General features: G+C 66.7%; 21 protein-coding genes. 11 read left to right on the forward strand and 10 right to left on the reverse strand.

Annotation, left to right across the window (positions count from 1 at the left end; all coding sequences use genetic code 11):
* Positions 1–3 precede the first annotated feature (3 nt).
* Together G6N49_RS09380 and G6N49_RS09385 are read right to left on the reverse strand one after the other, a co-directional pair.
* A complete protein-coding gene (locus tag G6N49_RS09380) occupies positions 4–765 on the reverse strand; it encodes an SDR family NAD(P)-dependent oxidoreductase (protein WP_011560051.1) in 762 nt (253 codons plus the stop codon).
* Between the two features lie 10 nt (positions 766–775).
* On the reverse strand, positions 776–1,789 hold the full coding sequence (locus G6N49_RS09385) for an acetamidase/formamidase family protein (RefSeq protein ID WP_011768229.1): 1,014 nt from the start codon (positions 1,787–1,789) through the stop codon (positions 776–778).
* A 112-nt stretch (positions 1,790–1,901) separates the two neighbouring features.
* Here G6N49_RS09385 and G6N49_RS09390 point away from each other — a divergent pair, with 112 nt between their 5' ends.
* Complete coding sequence (locus tag G6N49_RS09390) at positions 1,902–2,309, forward strand: pyridoxamine 5'-phosphate oxidase family protein (RefSeq protein ID WP_011560049.1); 408 nt, start codon at positions 1,902–1,904, stop codon at positions 2,307–2,309.
* A gap of 3 nt (positions 2,310–2,312) precedes the next feature.
* Here the strand turns inward: G6N49_RS09390 and G6N49_RS09395 are convergent, their stop codons facing one another.
* Positions 2,313–2,945 carry an FKBP-type peptidyl-prolyl cis-trans isomerase gene (locus G6N49_RS09395; protein ID WP_041310156.1) on the reverse strand — a complete coding sequence of 211 codons (633 nt, stop codon included), beginning with the start codon at positions 2,943–2,945 and terminating at the stop codon, positions 2,313–2,315.
* A gap of 148 nt (positions 2,946–3,093) precedes the next feature.
* On the opposite strand from G6N49_RS09395, the gene G6N49_RS09405 reads away from it, so the two are divergent.
* The 3 genes from G6N49_RS09405 (at position 3,094) to G6N49_RS09415 (ending at position 4,978) form a co-directional block, all read left to right on the forward strand.
* On the forward strand, positions 3,094–3,846 hold the full coding sequence (locus G6N49_RS09405) for an SDR family NAD(P)-dependent oxidoreductase (RefSeq protein ID WP_011855719.1): 753 nt from the start codon (positions 3,094–3,096) through the stop codon (positions 3,844–3,846).
* A gap of 11 nt (positions 3,847–3,857) precedes the next feature.
* Positions 3,858–4,460: a TetR/AcrR family transcriptional regulator gene (locus G6N49_RS09410; RefSeq protein WP_011560046.1), complete on the forward strand. Its 603-nt coding sequence runs from the start codon at positions 3,858–3,860 to the stop codon at positions 4,458–4,460.
* A 110-nt stretch (positions 4,461–4,570) separates the two neighbouring features.
* The gene (locus G6N49_RS09415) at positions 4,571–4,978 is read left to right on the forward strand and encodes a four-helix bundle copper-binding protein (protein WP_011560045.1); all 408 of its coding nucleotides are present in this window, start codon (positions 4,571–4,573) and stop codon (positions 4,976–4,978) included.
* Positions 4,979–4,996: 18 nt separating this feature from the next.
* Here G6N49_RS09415 and G6N49_RS09420 read toward each other — a convergent pair whose 3' ends face one another.
* Together G6N49_RS09420 and G6N49_RS09425 are read right to left on the reverse strand one after the other, a co-directional pair.
* Positions 4,997–5,422, reverse strand: a complete 426-nt coding sequence (locus tag G6N49_RS09420; protein WP_011560044.1) for a hypothetical protein — start codon at positions 5,420–5,422, stop codon at positions 4,997–4,999.
* Entirely contained in the window at positions 5,419–5,583 is a 165-nt protein-coding gene (locus tag G6N49_RS09425; protein WP_163647378.1) for a hypothetical protein, read from the reverse strand. The genes G6N49_RS09420 and G6N49_RS09425 overlap by 4 nt, the downstream gene beginning before the upstream one ends.
* 77 nt (positions 5,584–5,660) lie before the next feature.
* On the opposite strand from G6N49_RS09425, the gene G6N49_RS09430 reads away from it, so the two are divergent.
* Positions 5,661–6,986, forward strand: coding sequence for an APC family permease (locus tag G6N49_RS09430; protein ID WP_049771812.1), 1,326 nt, complete (start codon positions 5,661–5,663; stop codon positions 6,984–6,986).
* Here the strand turns inward: G6N49_RS09430 and G6N49_RS09435 are convergent.
* Together G6N49_RS09435 and G6N49_RS09440 are read right to left on the reverse strand one after the other, a co-directional pair.
* The gene (locus G6N49_RS09435) at positions 6,971–8,326 is read right to left on the reverse strand and encodes a DUF2254 domain-containing protein (RefSeq protein WP_011560042.1); all 1,356 of its coding nucleotides are present in this window, start codon (positions 8,324–8,326) and stop codon (positions 6,971–6,973) included. The genes G6N49_RS09430 and G6N49_RS09435 overlap by 16 nt on opposite strands.
* 27 nt (positions 8,327–8,353) lie before the next feature.
* Positions 8,354–8,797, reverse strand: a complete 444-nt coding sequence (locus G6N49_RS09440) for a hypothetical protein (protein WP_041925062.1) — start codon at positions 8,795–8,797, stop codon at positions 8,354–8,356.
* A gap of 91 nt (positions 8,798–8,888) precedes the next feature.
* Between G6N49_RS09440 and G6N49_RS09445 the strand changes: the two genes are divergently transcribed.
* Together G6N49_RS09445 and G6N49_RS09450 are read left to right on the forward strand one after the other, a co-directional pair.
* Positions 8,889–9,332, forward strand: a complete 444-nt coding sequence (locus tag G6N49_RS09445; protein ID WP_011855712.1) for a lipoprotein LpqH — start codon at positions 8,889–8,891, stop codon at positions 9,330–9,332.
* 73 nt (positions 9,333–9,405) lie between these two features.
* On the forward strand, positions 9,406–9,819 hold the full coding sequence (locus tag G6N49_RS09450; RefSeq protein WP_011855711.1) for a DUF7144 family membrane protein: 414 nt from the start codon (positions 9,406–9,408) through the stop codon (positions 9,817–9,819).
* A gap of 46 nt (positions 9,820–9,865) precedes the next feature.
* On the opposite strand, the gene G6N49_RS09455 is transcribed toward G6N49_RS09450, so the two are convergent.
* Positions 9,866–10,384, reverse strand: coding sequence for a copper chaperone PCu(A)C domain-containing protein (locus G6N49_RS09455; RefSeq protein ID WP_011560038.1), 519 nt, complete (start codon positions 10,382–10,384; stop codon positions 9,866–9,868).
* Between the two features lie 100 nt (positions 10,385–10,484).
* Between G6N49_RS09455 and G6N49_RS09460 the strand changes: the two genes are divergently transcribed.
* The 3 genes from G6N49_RS09460 (at position 10,485) to G6N49_RS09470 (ending at position 12,669) form a co-directional block, all read left to right on the forward strand.
* Positions 10,485–10,994 carry a MarR family winged helix-turn-helix transcriptional regulator gene (locus tag G6N49_RS09460; protein ID WP_011560037.1) on the forward strand — a complete coding sequence of 170 codons (510 nt, stop codon included), beginning with the start codon at positions 10,485–10,487 and terminating at the stop codon, positions 10,992–10,994.
* A 235-nt stretch (positions 10,995–11,229) separates the two neighbouring features.
* Complete coding sequence (locus G6N49_RS09465) at positions 11,230–12,084, forward strand: SigB/SigF/SigG family RNA polymerase sigma factor (protein WP_011855710.1); 855 nt, start codon at positions 11,230–11,232, stop codon at positions 12,082–12,084.
* A gap of 57 nt (positions 12,085–12,141) precedes the next feature.
* Positions 12,142–12,669, forward strand: coding sequence for a DUF421 domain-containing protein (locus tag G6N49_RS09470; RefSeq protein ID WP_011855709.1), 528 nt, complete (start codon positions 12,142–12,144; stop codon positions 12,667–12,669).
* 3 nt (positions 12,670–12,672) lie between these two features.
* Here the strand turns inward: G6N49_RS09470 and G6N49_RS09475 are convergent, their stop codons facing one another.
* Positions 12,673–13,242 (reverse strand): hypothetical protein, encoded by a 570-nt coding sequence (locus tag G6N49_RS09475; protein WP_049771809.1) that lies wholly within the window; start codon positions 13,240–13,242, stop codon positions 12,673–12,675.
* Positions 13,243–13,512: 270 nt separating this feature from the next.
* Between G6N49_RS09475 and G6N49_RS09480 the strand changes: the two genes are divergently transcribed.
* Positions 13,513–14,355 carry an alpha/beta fold hydrolase gene (locus G6N49_RS09480; RefSeq protein ID WP_083045117.1) on the forward strand — a complete coding sequence of 281 codons (843 nt, stop codon included), beginning with the start codon at positions 13,513–13,515 and terminating at the stop codon, positions 14,353–14,355.
* 25 nt (positions 14,356–14,380) lie between these two features.
* Here the strand turns inward: G6N49_RS09480 and G6N49_RS09485 are convergent, their stop codons facing one another.
* On the reverse strand, positions 14,381–15,034 hold the full coding sequence (locus G6N49_RS09485; RefSeq protein ID WP_011855706.1) for a dihydrofolate reductase family protein: 654 nt from the start codon (positions 15,032–15,034) through the stop codon (positions 14,381–14,383).
* Positions 15,035–15,096: the final 62 nt, after the last annotated feature.

A 15,096-nucleotide genomic window follows, 5' to 3' on the forward strand; every position in this document is an offset into this window, starting at 1 on the left:
GCCTCAGAGTTGCACGCCGCGCGTCAGCGCTCCGTCGACGAGCAGGTTCGTACCGGTGACGAAGCTGGCCGCGGAACTGCTGAGGAACAGCACCGCGTTGGCCACCTCCTGCGGGGTCGCCATGCGGCCGGTCGGGTTCAGTGCGAGCGCCGTGGCGAACAGTTCCGGGTTGTGCTCCTCGATCGAGGTCCACACCCCGCCGGGAAAGTACGTGTTGCCCGGGCTGACGGTGTTCGCGCGTATCCCCTGAGCGGCGAGTCGGTACGCCAGGCCCTGGGTGTAATGGATGATCGCGGCCTTCATCGTCCCGTACGGGCCGGCGGCGAAGTCGATCTCCCGCCCGGACACACTCGAGATCGTCACGATCGACCCGCCACCCGCGGCCAGCAGGTGTGGCAGGGCGGCGTCGACCAGACCCACGGTGCCCATCAGATCGACGTCGAAGGACGCGCGCCAGTTCTCCGCGGACTCCGGAATCGCCAGCGCGCTGACGTTGGCCACCACCCCGTCCAGGCCGCCCAGCGAGTCCGCGGCGGCGCCCACCCAGGCGGTCAGCGCTGTCGGGTCACCGACGTCCACCGCCGCACCGACGGCGGTGGCGCCGTCGGCCGTCAACTCCGCCTGCGCGTCGGTGACCGCCTCGGGGGTGCGTGCGCAGAACGCGACCACGGCCCCTTCGGCGAGCAGACCCTCGACGACCGCTCGGCCGATGCCGCGGGTGCCGCCGGTGACGGCGAATCGTTTGCCGGTCAGGCCCAGGTCCATGACAGTCCCCTCAGTAGGTGATCGTTCCGAATGATGCTGCCGCGGAGCGGAGTTCAGCGTGGATCCCGTCATAGACCGCGACGGTGGGCAGAAGACGCTTGTCGATCTTGGTGACCGAGCTGTAGTTGGTGTCGACGACGTTGGCGATGGGGGCCAGCGAGATCTGCGTCAGCAGTTGATAGGCGTCGATCCGGTCGAGGCCGTGGAGTTCACCCAGCCAGGTGATCATCTCGACCTGTCCGGCCCGCCATGCCTCCTCGAGTGGGCGGCCCGAGCCGATGCACGCCAGGTGTGTGTCGGTCTCCAGGCGTGGCCACGCCGGCCCACCGCCCTTGATGAGGTCGACGATCACGGTCACGTGCATGGCGCCTTCGACAGCGGTGCCGCACGATTCGCCCTCGCCCTGCCGATAGTGGCCGTCGCCGAGTGAGAACAGCGCGCCGGGAACGTTCACGCGCAGGAAGCAGGTCGCACCCGCGGCCATCTCGGGTGTGTCCATGTTGCCGCCGAAGACGTCGGGTACCAGAGAGGTGCGCACTTCCCGTCGGCCCGGGGCCACACCGACGGTGCCCAGCATCGGATTCGCGGGCAACGCCAGTTCGAAATCGCTGCCCTGCGCGGAGAACGCCAAAGTCTCTGCGGCCGAGTCGTACTCGTAGATGTAGGTGCGTTCGGGCAACGGGTCCTGCAGTGTGGGGCTGACGGGCACGCTGGTCAGGCCGCCGAAGAACGGGATCAGCGTCGAGGCACCCCACGTGCGGGCCGGGGTGAGGTCGACCAGGTGGATGGCGAGGGTGTCACCGGGTTCGGCGCCGTCGATCCAGAACGGTCCGGTCTGGGGATTGAGGTCCAGGGTGTCGAGTGCCCGCGTCGCGACGTCGGACGTGCTGGTGATCCGGCCCCCGTACGCGTCCTCGGTCCACAGGGTCAACACCGTCGGTGGGGTGATCCGCATGACCGGTGCGGCGCCGCCGAAGGTGTAGGCGAACTGTTCCGGTGACGGGACGAAGCGCACGTGGTCCATGGCAGTCATCCTCACCCGCGCACGCCGCTGCTGCAGCGTTTCTGCGCCCGGTGCGAGGCCGCTGCACGGGAATGTGACGGTGGCCATACGGGTTGCCCCACTCGTGGCGAAGATGAGCAGCGACGAACGTGAGAAGTTCCTGGCCGATGTACACGTCGGCGTCATCGCCGTCGAACGGCCGGACCGGGCGCCGTTGGCGGTGCCCATCTGGTACGGCTACCAGCCGGGCGGTGAGGTGCTGTTGTGGACCGAGTCGGATTCGTTGAAACACAGGCTGATTCGCGACGCCGGCCGGTTCGCGATCACAGTGCAGGACGAGAACCCGCCATATCGGTACGTCACCGCAGAGGGCGACGTCACGAGCATCGGACCCGCAGAAGACGCCGACGTCCGGGAGCTCGCGGTCCGCTACCTCGGCGCGGAAGCGGGAAACACCTTCACCGACCAGAATCTGACACCCACGTCGATCGCCATCCGGATGCGCCCGGCCCGTTGGTTGAGCGTGGACTACGCGCAGTAGCCGTTATCCCGAGGCGTCGAGGATCTTGATCGCGAACACGAGCGAGTCGCCGGGCTGGATACCCGCCGCGGGCTGGCCCTCGGGGTAGCCGTCGGCGGACGTCATGGCGACCGCGACGGTGGACCCCACCTTCTGGCCCGCGATGGCCTTCTGGAAGCCCGGCACGACGCCGTCGAGCGGGAAGTCGACCGGTTCACCCCGTTCGTAGCTGCTGTCGAACACCGAGCCGTCGCGTCCGTTGACACCCATGTAGCAGACGGTGACTGCGGCCGTCTCCGCGACGACCGGGCCGTCGCCGGCCTTGAGCGTGTGCACCTGGGTCTCGGTCACGCTGAACGGGGCCTGTACCTCGACGGCGGGCGCCGCCGCATCGGTGGATCCGGTGACCGAGACGCTGCCGGTGGCGCCGGAGAAGGTCCACTCAGGTTCGCCGTCGGCCGGCGCCGCCGTGGGGCACGTACTCGCCGCCGCCGACGTCACGGGCGCCGAAGGTGGGAGCAGGTCGGCCATGGCCGACGTGCTGGCGGACGTGCTGGCCGACGAACTCGTCGACGCCGTCTCTGTGTCCGAACCGCACGCGGCGAGCGTCACGACCAACGACGCGGCACAGGTGACGAGCGCAACAGAAGAAGGCAGACGAAGTGAGTTCACCGTGGTGACGGTACAGCCGCACCGGATCCCTGCCGACGGCCGCCCTTCGGTGATGTTTGGGTGCCGCCCCCGCGTGCAACCCCCATCGCAACGAAACGTATCGTATCGTTAGTAGAATGAGAGGAGAGGTTCAGTGAGCGGAATTCACATCACCAACGATCTTCAGGGCAAGGTCGCGATCGTCACCGGCGCCGCCAGCGGCATCGGGCGGGCGACGACCCTGCTCTTCGCCGAGTACGGCATGTGTGTCGTCGCCGAGGACGTCAACCCCGACGTCGAGCAGCAGTACGCCGACGTCGAATCGGTGGTGCCCCTGGTCGGCGATGTGGGGGAGGAGCAGACCGCGCTGGACGCGGTCGCCCTGGCCGACCGCGCATTCGGCCGGCTCGACGTGCTCGTCAACAATGCCGGCACCATCGTCAACAGACCGGTCGTCGACACCACACTGGACGACTGGAACCGCATCCTGACCACCAACGTGACCGGGGCCTTCCTGCACACCCGCGAGGCGCTGAAGGCGATGATTCCCCGGGCGAAGGGGTCGATCGTCAACATCGGTTCCTACGCGTGTTTCCAGGCGTTCCCGACCATCTCGGCGTACGCGGCCTCGAAGGGGGCCCTGGCGCAGCTGACGCGGACCGCCGCGTTGGAGGGAATCGACCACGGCATCCGGGTCAATGCGATCGGGGTGGGCGATACCGTGACCAACATCCTCGGCGATCCGAACGATCTGGCCGAGCACGGGAAGGGGGCACCCATCGGGCGTGCGGCCGATCCCCGCGAGATCGCCAATGCGGTCGCATTCCTGGCCTCCGATCTGGCGAGCTACGCCGTCGGCGCGGTCTGGATGCTCGACGGGGGCATGAGCGTTGCGGTGCCGAACTGATCGAGGGGACGATGACGAAATCCGACGGCGTCGACACCGCGGCACGTCCGCGCGGTGCGGTGGTGACCGGTTCCATCCTGTCCGCCGCCCGTGACCTGATCGATCAGCACGGTCTGGAATCGCTCACCGCCGAGGCGGTGGCGGCGCACGCGGGCGTGGGCAAGACCACGGTGTACCGGCGGTGGCCGAATGTCTGGGCGTTGGTGGTCGACGCGTTCCTGGAGGATGTCAGTGCCGTTGCGCCGATCACCGAGGGGGACACCGTCCGGGAGAGTTTCCGGACCTCCATGCGGTCGCTGATCAAGGCCTATCGCGGGCCGACGGGCACGCTGCTGCGCGCGGTCATCGGGCGAGCACAGGTCGACGACGTACTGCGCGAGGAAGTCCGCAACCGGTGGGTCGAGCCACGTCGCGAGTCCGCGCGCGAACTCGTTCGGCGCGGCATGGACCACGGTGAGTTGAGGAGCGACCTCGACATCGACGTGGTGCTCGACACGCTGTACGGCCCGATCTACCACCGCATCCTCGTGCCCTACCGCGACGCCGACCTCACCGAGGGGTTCGTCGACCGGATCGTCGACCACGTGTTCACCGGAATCGAACGAGCTCGGTGAGGCTCGTGGCGACCGGTGCGCACTCGCAATGATTGCGATATCGACGACGTATATGGGTGAGCCGCCAGGGTATGTGGTAGGTCAGATGGATCATCTACGGAGGAGCCATGATGAACACTGCCTCGGCGATGTTGCAGAGCAATCCGAAGGATGTCGGGCGCTTCGACCGGGCGGAGCTCGCCGCCTGTATCGAGTTGTTGACCGAGTGCTCCCACGCGTGCAATGCCTGCGCCGACGCCTGCCTGAGTGAGGAATCGGTTGCGGACCTGACCAAATGCATCCGGACCGACCTCGACTGCGCCGACGTCTGTGACGCGACACGGGGCGTCTTGGCCCGTCACACCGGCAACGACGACACCCTGACGATGGCGATGCTCGCCGCCTGCGTCACCGCCTGCCGGAGCTGCGCCGACGAATGCTCTCGGCATGCCGACCACCACGAGCACTGCCGGGTCTGCGCGGATGTGTGCCGCCGCTGTGAAGTTTCATGCCGCGGCCTGGCCGACGCCCCGGGCTGAACGGCCCCGGGCGAGCGGTCAGCTTCCCGGACCCACCTGCACGGTGGCCACCACCTGGTTGAGATCGTGCAGTTCGATCTCGACGTTGCCGGGCACCTCGGTTCGGAACTGGAATTCCTGACCGCTTCTCGGTTCGACGGTGAAGCTGTGCTCAGGCACGGAATGGACGTGCAGTTCGTCAGTGGTGTCACTGTCGACCCGCAACACGATCGGCTCTCCGACCGTGCCCTGCATCCGGGCATTGGCGGGTGTGACGGTCCCGCCTTTGATGACCATCTCGACGACGAGAGCCTCCGGGGGTCCGGAGATCGGGGCGGGCCCGGTGGCGATCGCCGACGGTGAGGGCGGTGCGGCCTCGCTGTTGTCCTGACCACACGCGGCCAGGAACACCGCCACTGCTGCCACGGAGGAGGTCGCGACGAGGCGACGTCCCACTGAGGTCACGACGCCCCGTCCTGCGCGGACCGCCCGCCCTGGCGCTTCTGGCGGTTCTTGGCGGCGATGTAGACGACCACACCGGCGACCACGATGGCTGGGGCGAACGCGGGGACCGCGATCCAGATCGGGTGATCGGCGAGTATGTCGACCTGTGTGGCGGTGGTCATCATGGATACCATTCGTCGGGGACTTCGATACTTGCGTCGTTGAATCAGTTGCCACTACGCAAGTGAAGTAAACGTTCATCACCAAACCAGCTACCGAAGCATCGGGAGGGCGTGGACCCGGTGCGGGGATCTTCGCGCTCGTGGGACAGGTGGCGGAGCTGGCCGGCTCGGCCGTGCCCTGGGCGTTCGTGGCCGGCGCTGTAGTGGCCGCCGTCAGCGCCTACTCATACGTGCGATGCGCGAGCGCCAATCCGTCATCGGGTGGGATCGCCATGATCCTCAAAGCGGCGTATGGCCCCGGCGTCGTCGCCGGAACCTTCTCGCTGTTCATGTATGTGTCCATGGTCCTGGCCGAGAGCCTGCTGGCGCGAACCTTCGGCACCTACGCTCTGCGTCCGTTCGGACTGCAGGGTTCGGCGATCTTGGTGCCTGTCCTCGCCGTATTGGCGATCGTGATCGCGACGTCGGTCAACCTCGTGGGTAACCGTTGGGTCGAGTCGTCGGCGACGGTGACCGCGATCGTGAAGATCACCGGGATTGCCGTGCTCGCGATCGCCGGAATCTACGCCACCGGGTTGTCTTCGCTGTCACAGGTTTTCGAGACAGGAGCCGAAGCCACGCCGCCGCGCAGTGGAATCCTCGGCTTCCTTGCCGGTGTCACACTCTGCATCCTTGCTTACAAGGGCTTCACCACGATCACGAATCAGGGCGACGACATCCGTGATCCCCGCCGAAACATCGGCCGGGCAATCGTCATCTCGCTCGTCGTGTGCGCTGTCGTCTACCTGCTACTCACGATCGCCGTCACCGGGAGTCTGTCCGTCGCCGAGATCGTGGACGCACGTGACTACGCTCTCGCGGAGGCAGCGGAACCGCTCTTCGGCTCATGGGGTGTGCGGTTGACCGTTGCCGTCGCCGTCGTGGCGACGATGTCCGGTCTGATCGCGAGCTTGTACTCCGTGTCACGGCTCTACGACATGCTGCGGCACATGCATCAGGTGCCTGATGTACCCGGCAGCGTGCACCGCCCGTCACTGCTGATCACCGCGGCCGCTGCCATCGTCACGGCGGCACTGTTCGACCTGAGTCGAATCGCTTCGCTGGGCGCGATGCTGTACCTGTCGATGGACATCGCGATCCACTGGGGATTGCTCCGTCGGTTGAGACACGATGTGGACTTCAAGGTTTGGGTTCCACTGCTGGCGATCGCGCTCGATGTCGTGGTGTTGGTGCCCTTCGTGATCCTCACCGCGCGCAACAGTCTGCCAACACTCGTCATTTTCGGCGTCGTCTCAGCGGTGATCGTCCTGGGTCAGCAAGCGGCGGTGCGGCATCGCAACCGGTCGTCGGCGGCGCCGGCCGCTCCGAACGACGGCACCGACGAGAATCAGGACCGCTCCTGATCCTCGTCCCGCTGTCGGTCGAGCACCGACAACACCTCTCGGTACAAGAGCTCTGTGCGCTGCGCATCGACTGTCCCGACATCCTGCGGGGCCACTCGTCGCAAGTGCGTGAGCTGCTCCGCGATAGCGGCCCGGTGGTCGGGCAGAGTCGCCTTCCACGCCAGGTCGTGCAGGAGCGTCAGCATCGCATACCGTACGGCGGGGTCGTCGGCACCGTAGAGCCGCGGCTGGGCGCACACCAACGCGAGAAGTTCGGCGAAGCTGGAACGGATGATCACCACGCGGACATCGCCGTGCTCGTCGGTCACCATATGAGGACCCAGGTGGTACCCGAGCAGTTCGGACAGCGCGACGGTGCACGAATGCAGTCCATGGACCGCGGTGGTGGGGTCGTTGATTCCCGGCGAGAGTGCCCGAATGACCACATCGACCAACTGACGCAAACCGTACTCAGGATCTTGAGCGCTGGTCCGCTCCGGTCCGGTGCGCAGCGCGGCGGACACGTGCTGCCTGATGTCCCGCAGCGCCTGATCGTCCAATTGTGTTCCCGGGCCGGGCCAACACCGAGCGGCCGGCACACCGGCGGTCAACGGACTGCCGACGGGCCGGTCCATCCGCAGCACGACATCGTGGCGGACGGCCGTGGCGAGCAGGTCCGCTTCGTCGATCTCTACGAGGAACCCCGACGTTCCCGACTCGATGACCACACCGCGACCGGGGGGCGTGACTGCCTGTGGGTCACCCGTGCCTGCGTCACCGTCTTCCCGCCGGCGCAACATCCGCGCAGCGGTGGCGACGGTGTCGCCGCACACCTGGTCGAGCAGTGACTCGACGCGGATCTGCCGCACGAGGTGAGCCAGGAACATCACCAGCGCACCGACGCTGACCACGGCGAGCACGTAGGCGATCGTCACTGACAACTGCGGGACGAAGTCGGCTGACTCGTCATTGCTGCGGATGGTGCGCAGAACCGTCAGCGCGTACACGAATGTGGCGAGGAACAGTGCCAGCGTGCGTTGGACCACTTGGTCGGCGGCGAAGGTCCGCAGCAGACGCGGGGAGTACTGGCTGCTGGCCAGCTGGAGTGTGATCAAAGTCAGTGAGAAGGTCAGCGAGGTGACCGTGATCAACGACCCCGCGATCGCGCTGAGCACTTCCCTGGCGGCATCGGCGCCGCCGCCGAAGAGAATCCTTTCCACCGCTCCCGGCAACCGCGTGTCGAGTGCGGCGTCGACCTCCGGCATCGCGATTCCGCACGCGAGAGCCGCTGCCAGGGCGAACATCGGCAGCGGCCACAAGCGCGACCGCACCGCTTCGGCCACCCCGGCGCGGCTAAGCATCCTCCGCCCGCCGCATCCGTCGCGTCCTCACGGGCCCACCTGGACGGTCGCGACCGTACGATCGGGGTTACGCACCTCGATGGTGACTTCGCCCGGTTCGTCGGCGGTGAAGCCGAACACCTGATCATCCTGTGGAAGCAGTTCGAAGGTCCGGGCGGGGTCCGTCGTGACGCGGATCTGCCCTGCCTCATCGCTGTCGACACGTAATTCGACGCGTTGTCCCACAGCGGCGCTGACCCTCGCGTTCGTCGGCCGGACGGAACCATCGGAGATGCCTACGTCGAGCACCACGGGGGACGAGCCCGGCGCCACCGATGTCGCCGCGGCACCGTCTGGTGGAGATTGCACCGTGGTGGTGAAGTTCTCGCCGGTGGGGTAGGGCGTCGAATCACACCCTGCGGTGGCGGGGACCAGCAGCACTGCAGACAATGCCGCGCCGACGATCCCGGCGGGAGACGGTGCGCATCGCATGGCGACACACGTACCCCGATGGCTGGAGTCTGATACCTCGGGGCCAGCCCGGGGCAGGTATCAGCGTCCGCGTGCCGGGTAATGAAGCGGCATGAGTGCGCACAACCGAACCGCGCAGGCGCGTTTCGCCGTCCTGGCGGCCGCCGTTGCGGCCGCATCCGCGGCGACGGGATGTTCGGACGGTTACTCCGCGCTTGGCACCCACACCGCGGAGGTGCTGATCAACGGCGTGGACATCGGAGAACGGCCCCGCATTCGATGCGAGCAGGTCGAGTGGGTCTGGTATGTGGAGACGCTCCGTGAGACACCGGGTTTCGGGGCCCAGGTGAAGACCGGTGCGACGGTTGAACCCCGCGCCGTTCGGATCGACGATCTGGGCAATTTCACGGGGAGCTTCTGGGAGGGAACCATCGGTGCCGCCTCGGCGTCGATCGTCGAGGGAACGTTGATCCTGACGGGCACGGCCGAGGGCTACTTCCACGACGCCCCGAAAGAAAAGGCCACCGCGCGCTTCGCGATCCGTACCGACTGCTGACCGGAGTATCACCAAGCGGTCACCCGGGCACTACTGCGGCGAAGTCATCGATCGATCGCGAGGAGTGGCCAAGATGGTCGACAACTCTCCCGAAGACGCACCCCCTACCGGTGGCCGGCGAGGCGGCGCATCGCTGGCGGGCGGCCTGTTCGTCGTCGCAGCAGGCCTTTTCAGCTTCCTGCTGGGGCTCTCGACACTGTTCTACGACCAATTCCTGCGGTACGGCCCGCGATGGGTTTTCAAGCTGAACGAACCGTGGTGGGGACTGATTCACGTCGTGCTGGGCGTCGGTATGGTGCTGGTGGGATTCGCCGCGATGACCGGTGCGAGGTGGGCGTCGACCACCGCGTTGGCACTGACGACCGCGGCGACGGCGTTGATGGTCATCTGGACGATCTACTACCCGGCGTGGACGGTCCCGGCGATCATCCTGGGCATGTTGGCCATCGGCGCGCTGCTGATCGCCGATCCTGTTCGGCGTCCATGATGCGGGCGCACCACGGGCGGCCGAAGTTCAAGCCCTCCAACCCCGTTCACTTCTGCTGCGTAGGACACGCCTCGACCGGTACCGGCATCTCGATGTCCCCGGCGCGATCGAAGTGGAAGGTCACGCTGGCGGACATTCCCGGCGTCAGGTTCGGCGCGAGTCGCCCGAGCTGCACCGCCGACACGGTGCCACCGCCGTCCACCGCCGCTGTGGTGGGCTGTCCGAAACTCACAGTGGACTCCGCCGGGATCTCGACGCCCGAGGCGATGTCGCCGTCCGACGATGCGCTCGTCGACACGCTCAGGAGCCGTTCACTCTCGGTCGGATCGCCGTTGGCCACGGTGAAACGCATCTCCGCGCCGGCGTCCAGTTGGATGGCGCAACGGCCGGGGAGAAAGGTCGGCACGATGAACGCGTTCTCGACGCTCGTGCGCTCGGTCTCCGACCCCGAGCCGCGATTGGACGAGCCGAGTGGGGGATCCTCCCCACAACCCGAGGTGGCCAACGCCACTGCGGTGATGATCACGAGCGAGGTGTTGAAGTGGTGAGTCGGTGTCAGTCCCATTGTTTTTCCCTCATGGTTTGCTCTTGTGCGGTGCGGATTGGACTTCGGCGCGCCGGAGCCGTGAGTTGCGTTGGTTCCCAGCGCCGGTGAAGATGCAGGCATGAACGCGCCGCAGAAGGCACGCCCCGTCGACGATCGGCCCAGTGCGGAACAGACCGACGCGGTGTTGCGGGCATCTCGCGCCTTGGTGGGTATCGCCGCCACCTCGCTGGCTGCCGTCGAGGACGTGGTGACGGTGCCACAATGGCGGGTGCTGGTCTTGATCTACACCCGCGGGCCGATGAACCTGGCCTCGGTCGCGGCCGAACTCGACGTCAATCCGTCCAACGCCAGTCGAACGTGCGACCGGTTGACCAAGGCGGGTCTGCTCGATCGGCGTGAGGCCGAAGTCGACCGGCGAAACATCACCTTGACGCTGACCGCGGCCGGACGGCGGTTGGTGCAGAAGGTGACGCGTCAACGTCGGGCGGCCATCGAGAAGGTGCTGCGCCGCATGCCCGCCCCGGCGCGCGAAGGTTTGGCCGACGCGCTCGCGGAGTTTGCGGCCGCGGCGGGGGAGTCCCATGACGAAGGCCCGGTGGTGGCGGCTCTGTGGCCGCCGACCCGCTGAACGGCGGCCTCTGCCCACGTGAAAATTCGCCGACGACGATCGGGTGATCTCCAGCGTCCCCTCGAGTGATAAGTCATCGCCACCTCCTGTCACGGCGATGGTTCCCCTCCGCGGGATTCTGATACGTCGAGGAGTTTCGCCCCGAGCAGGCTCCCGGCGGATGTGCATTTATTGCGTTTCGGCAACGATTGCGTGATCGAGCGTTTACGCATCCCGGGGCGGGTAGGCGTGTTACATGACCGTCCACGCTCACCCGGAGGCGACTTCAACACCCGGCATCGATACGCCGTATGACGGCAACGACGTCGATGTCGATCGCCTTTTCGACCGTCTCGCTGAAAGCGCCGACGACAGCGAACGGCAGCGATGGCGTCGGCACATCATCACCGCGTGCGTACCGATCGCCGACCACATCGCCTACCGATTCGTCGGGCGTGGCGAGCCGTCGGAGGATGTGATCCAGGTAGCCCGTATCGGGTTGATCAAGACCGTCGATCGTTACGACCCGGACAAGGGCCATTTCCTGGCGTTCGCCGTCCCCACGATCCGAGGAGAGATCCGACGGCACTTCCGGGACAACACCTGGACGGTGCGGGTGCCCCGCAAAGTGCAGGAGACCCAGCTGCGCATGCGCGACGCCGTCAACACGCTCTCGCAGCGACTCAACCGCACGCCCACGGGCGTCGAACTGGCCGAGGAACTCGATGTCGGCAGCGAGGAGCTCGGGGATTGCCAAGCCGCGACCACCGCTTATCGGCCGGTATCGCTCGACGCGCCGCTGCTCACCGCGCAGAACGACGGCGACACAGTGGGCTCGATGCAAGGAGGCGACGATCCGGGTTACGGCAGGGTGGAAGACCTCATCCTGCTTCAGGAGGCCATCTCTGATCTCGACCCTCGGCGACGGGCGATCGTCGGCATGATCTTCTTCGACTGCCTCACGCAGCGCGAGGTGGCCCGTCGGCTCCATGTCTCCCAGGTGCAGATCTCCCGCCTGCTCAACGATGCGTTGGCACGGATCCGTCAGCGGGTCAATCTGGACGCCGCGGCCGCACTGTGTGTCGTCGGTCCCTTCATCGGCACCGTCTGATGCGCCGCCCGGTCTCATCCCGCGCCCCCCGCGTGGCCGGTCGGGCAGGTGGACTCCGTGTGGTTTGACGACTGGAACGACCTGCTGCGGGTGCTGATCGCCGGCACCGTCGCGTATGCCGTGCTCATCTTGGTGCTACGCATGTCGGGCAAACGCACGTTGGCCAAATTGAATGCCTTCGACCTCGTGGTGACTGTGGCCGTCGGCTCCACGCTGGCCACGGTTTTCCTCAACTCCAGCGTGTCGGTCACCGAGGGGATCGTCGCACTGATCCTGTTGGCAGCGCTTCAGTACGTCGCCGCCATCGTGGCATCCCGGCCGCGTATCGGGCGCGCGGTGCTCACGTCCCGCCCATCGTTGCTTTTCGCCCATGGATCCTTTCGCGACGATGCGATGCGGAAGCAACGAGTCAGCCGCGCCGACGTGCGACAGGCGGTCCGTTCGTCCGGTCGCGGCGGTCTGAATGACGTCGGCGCGGTGGTCCTCGAATCCGACGGGTCCCTCAGCGTCATCACCACGGCCGACTTGGGTGACCACTCCGCCTTGATCGACGTGGATGACCAGGTCCCGCCAGCACCCGGGTAACGGTCATCGCGCCGTAGAGGTATTGGTGCCGATGAGGTGCTCAAGACGTTTCCGCATCGGCCGCTGCTCCGTCTCCGCACTTTTCGACGCGCGCACAGGATCGGTGTGCGGGTCGTGGCGGTGTTCGTCCGTCGTGCCAAGGGTGCCGGCGGACGCGTGTTCGTAGCGGATGTCGCGCAGGCTGCGCACCGACAGACGTCCCATGCTCAGTGCCGCCAGAAACATGATCAGCGCCCCCACACCCGTGAAGTGGGTCATCTCGAGCCAGAATTCGCGTGCGCCACCGGTGGCCACGGGTGCGTCCACCGACCCCAACCCCAACGGTTCGGCCGCCGCCCGTCCGACGACCAACCAGGAGCCGGCGACCACGCCGAGCCATGCGCCGAACAGCGCAGTGGCCCGGTTGCGCGACAGCAGGAGCAGGACCCCACCCGCGACGGTGACGACACCCGGAAGGACCTGCAGCCAACCGCGCAAAGCCGTCCACACCGACTCGTCGTCCGGGGCATAGGCGAACCCGACCCCAGGCCCGATGAAGGGGATAAGCGCCGTCCAGAGACCGAGCCCGATCAACAGGATTCCTGTGACAGCACCACGACTTCGCGGGATGCGCATCCTCCCTGCCCCCGTTCGGTTCGCTACCGCAGGATCACTCATGGCTCCTCCTTTGTCTGCGTTCCGTATCGCGTGCTCGCGGTGCGTCGTGCGTACCCGAGCGGCCACGGCGTATACGTTCGGTGACTTCGCCGAGCGGATGGGCCGCGTCTCGCGCGGTGAGTATCGGACGCTCGGCAGGTCTGCTCCTGTTGCAAGCAGGACCGCACACCAAGCTGGAGGAATTCGATGGGCACGACGGACGCACGCAGTGGTCACCTGCCGATCAACGGGTTGAACCTCTACTACGCGGTGCACGGCGAACTCGACGGCTCGAAGGTGCCGCTGTTGCTGATTCCGGGCGCCTTCATGGCCACCGACTCGATGCAGGCATGGGCGGAGGCGTTCGCGCACCAGCGCGCCGTGATCGTGTTCGATCAACAGGGGCACGGCCGAACCCCGGACACATCACGGCGAATGTCCTACGAACAGTTCGGAGATGATGCCGCCGCGTTGCTGCGCGCGCTGGGAGTCGAGCGCGCGGACGTCATGGGGTACTCGCAGGGCGGCGGGGTGGCGCTACAGCTCGCCGTCCGGCACGGAACCCTGGTGAACAAGTTGGTCGCGATGTCGGCGACATTCCGCCGGGACGGCTGGTATCCGGTGGTCGGCGAAGCCATCGGGGGACTGGGCGCCGACATGTTCGCCGGCACGGCCGTCGAGAAGATGTTCCTCGAGCACACGCCCGATGCCACGAAGTTCGACGCCTACATCGCCAAGATGAAGGGGTTGAACGTCAACGATCAACACATCAGCGAGGAGCAGATGCGCTCGATTCCCGCGAGGACGATGGTCGTCATCGGGGATGCCGACGGTGTGACGCTCGAACATGCGGTGGAGATGTTCAGATTGCGCGGTGGGGGAGACGAGCAGGCAGCGGCGACCGGAGTCCTCCAAGACGTCCCGGCCGCGCGGTTGATGGTGCTGCCAGCGATGTCCCACATCGGTATCGCAGCCGCGTATGACGTGGTGGCGCCGGTGGTGAGTGCGTTCCTCGACGACGTCCCGCCGGTGACACCCGAATTGTTCTGACCGGTGACCGTACGAGGCGGCCACCTCACGCGGTGGCCGGTTGGTCGCCAACGCCCCGATCGGGTGCGCTCATGTCCCCGGTGGCAGGGATGCCATCGGCGACGCCGTAGCGCAGATACACCGTTCCGGTCGGACTGGCTGCCGGCGGTTGGAGCAGCCTGAGGTTGGTGGGAACCGCGCCACCGTCGAACACCTTCTTCCCCACGCCGAGCACGATCGGGTGCACCCAGAGGTCGAGGCGGTCGAAGAGCTTCTCCCGCAGGAGGGTCTGCACCAGGTTCAGGCTGCCGACCACCTTGATGCGCTCGTGCCGGTCCCTGATCCGCCTGACCTCACCGACCAGATCCGGTCCCAGCTGTGTGGTCCCGTCCCACGACAGATCGGGCCTGCCACGAGACGCCACGTACTTCGGGATGCTGTTGAACAGCGCCGCGATCGCACCATCCTCGCCGCCCTGCTGATGCGGCCAATACGCGGCGAAGATGTCGTAGGTCCGTCGACCGAGCAGGAGCGCGTCGGTTCCCTCGTACGCGGTATCGACCTGCGTGCCGGAGACCTCGTCCAGCAGGGGCGCCTGCCACCCGCCGAACGAGAATCCCACCGGGTCCTCCTCAGGGCTTCCGGGCGACTGCCCGACCAGATCCAAGGTCGCGAACAACTCGATGTCGATGAGTCCCATACCAGCTCCCGATGAGTGTGTTGTGTCGATGGAGGGATAGACCCGCACGCGTCGGCGAAGTC

It is taken from the genome of Mycolicibacterium monacense, assembly GCF_010731575.1.
Lineage (GTDB): Bacteria > Actinomycetota > Actinomycetes > Mycobacteriales > Mycobacteriaceae > Mycobacterium > Mycobacterium monacense.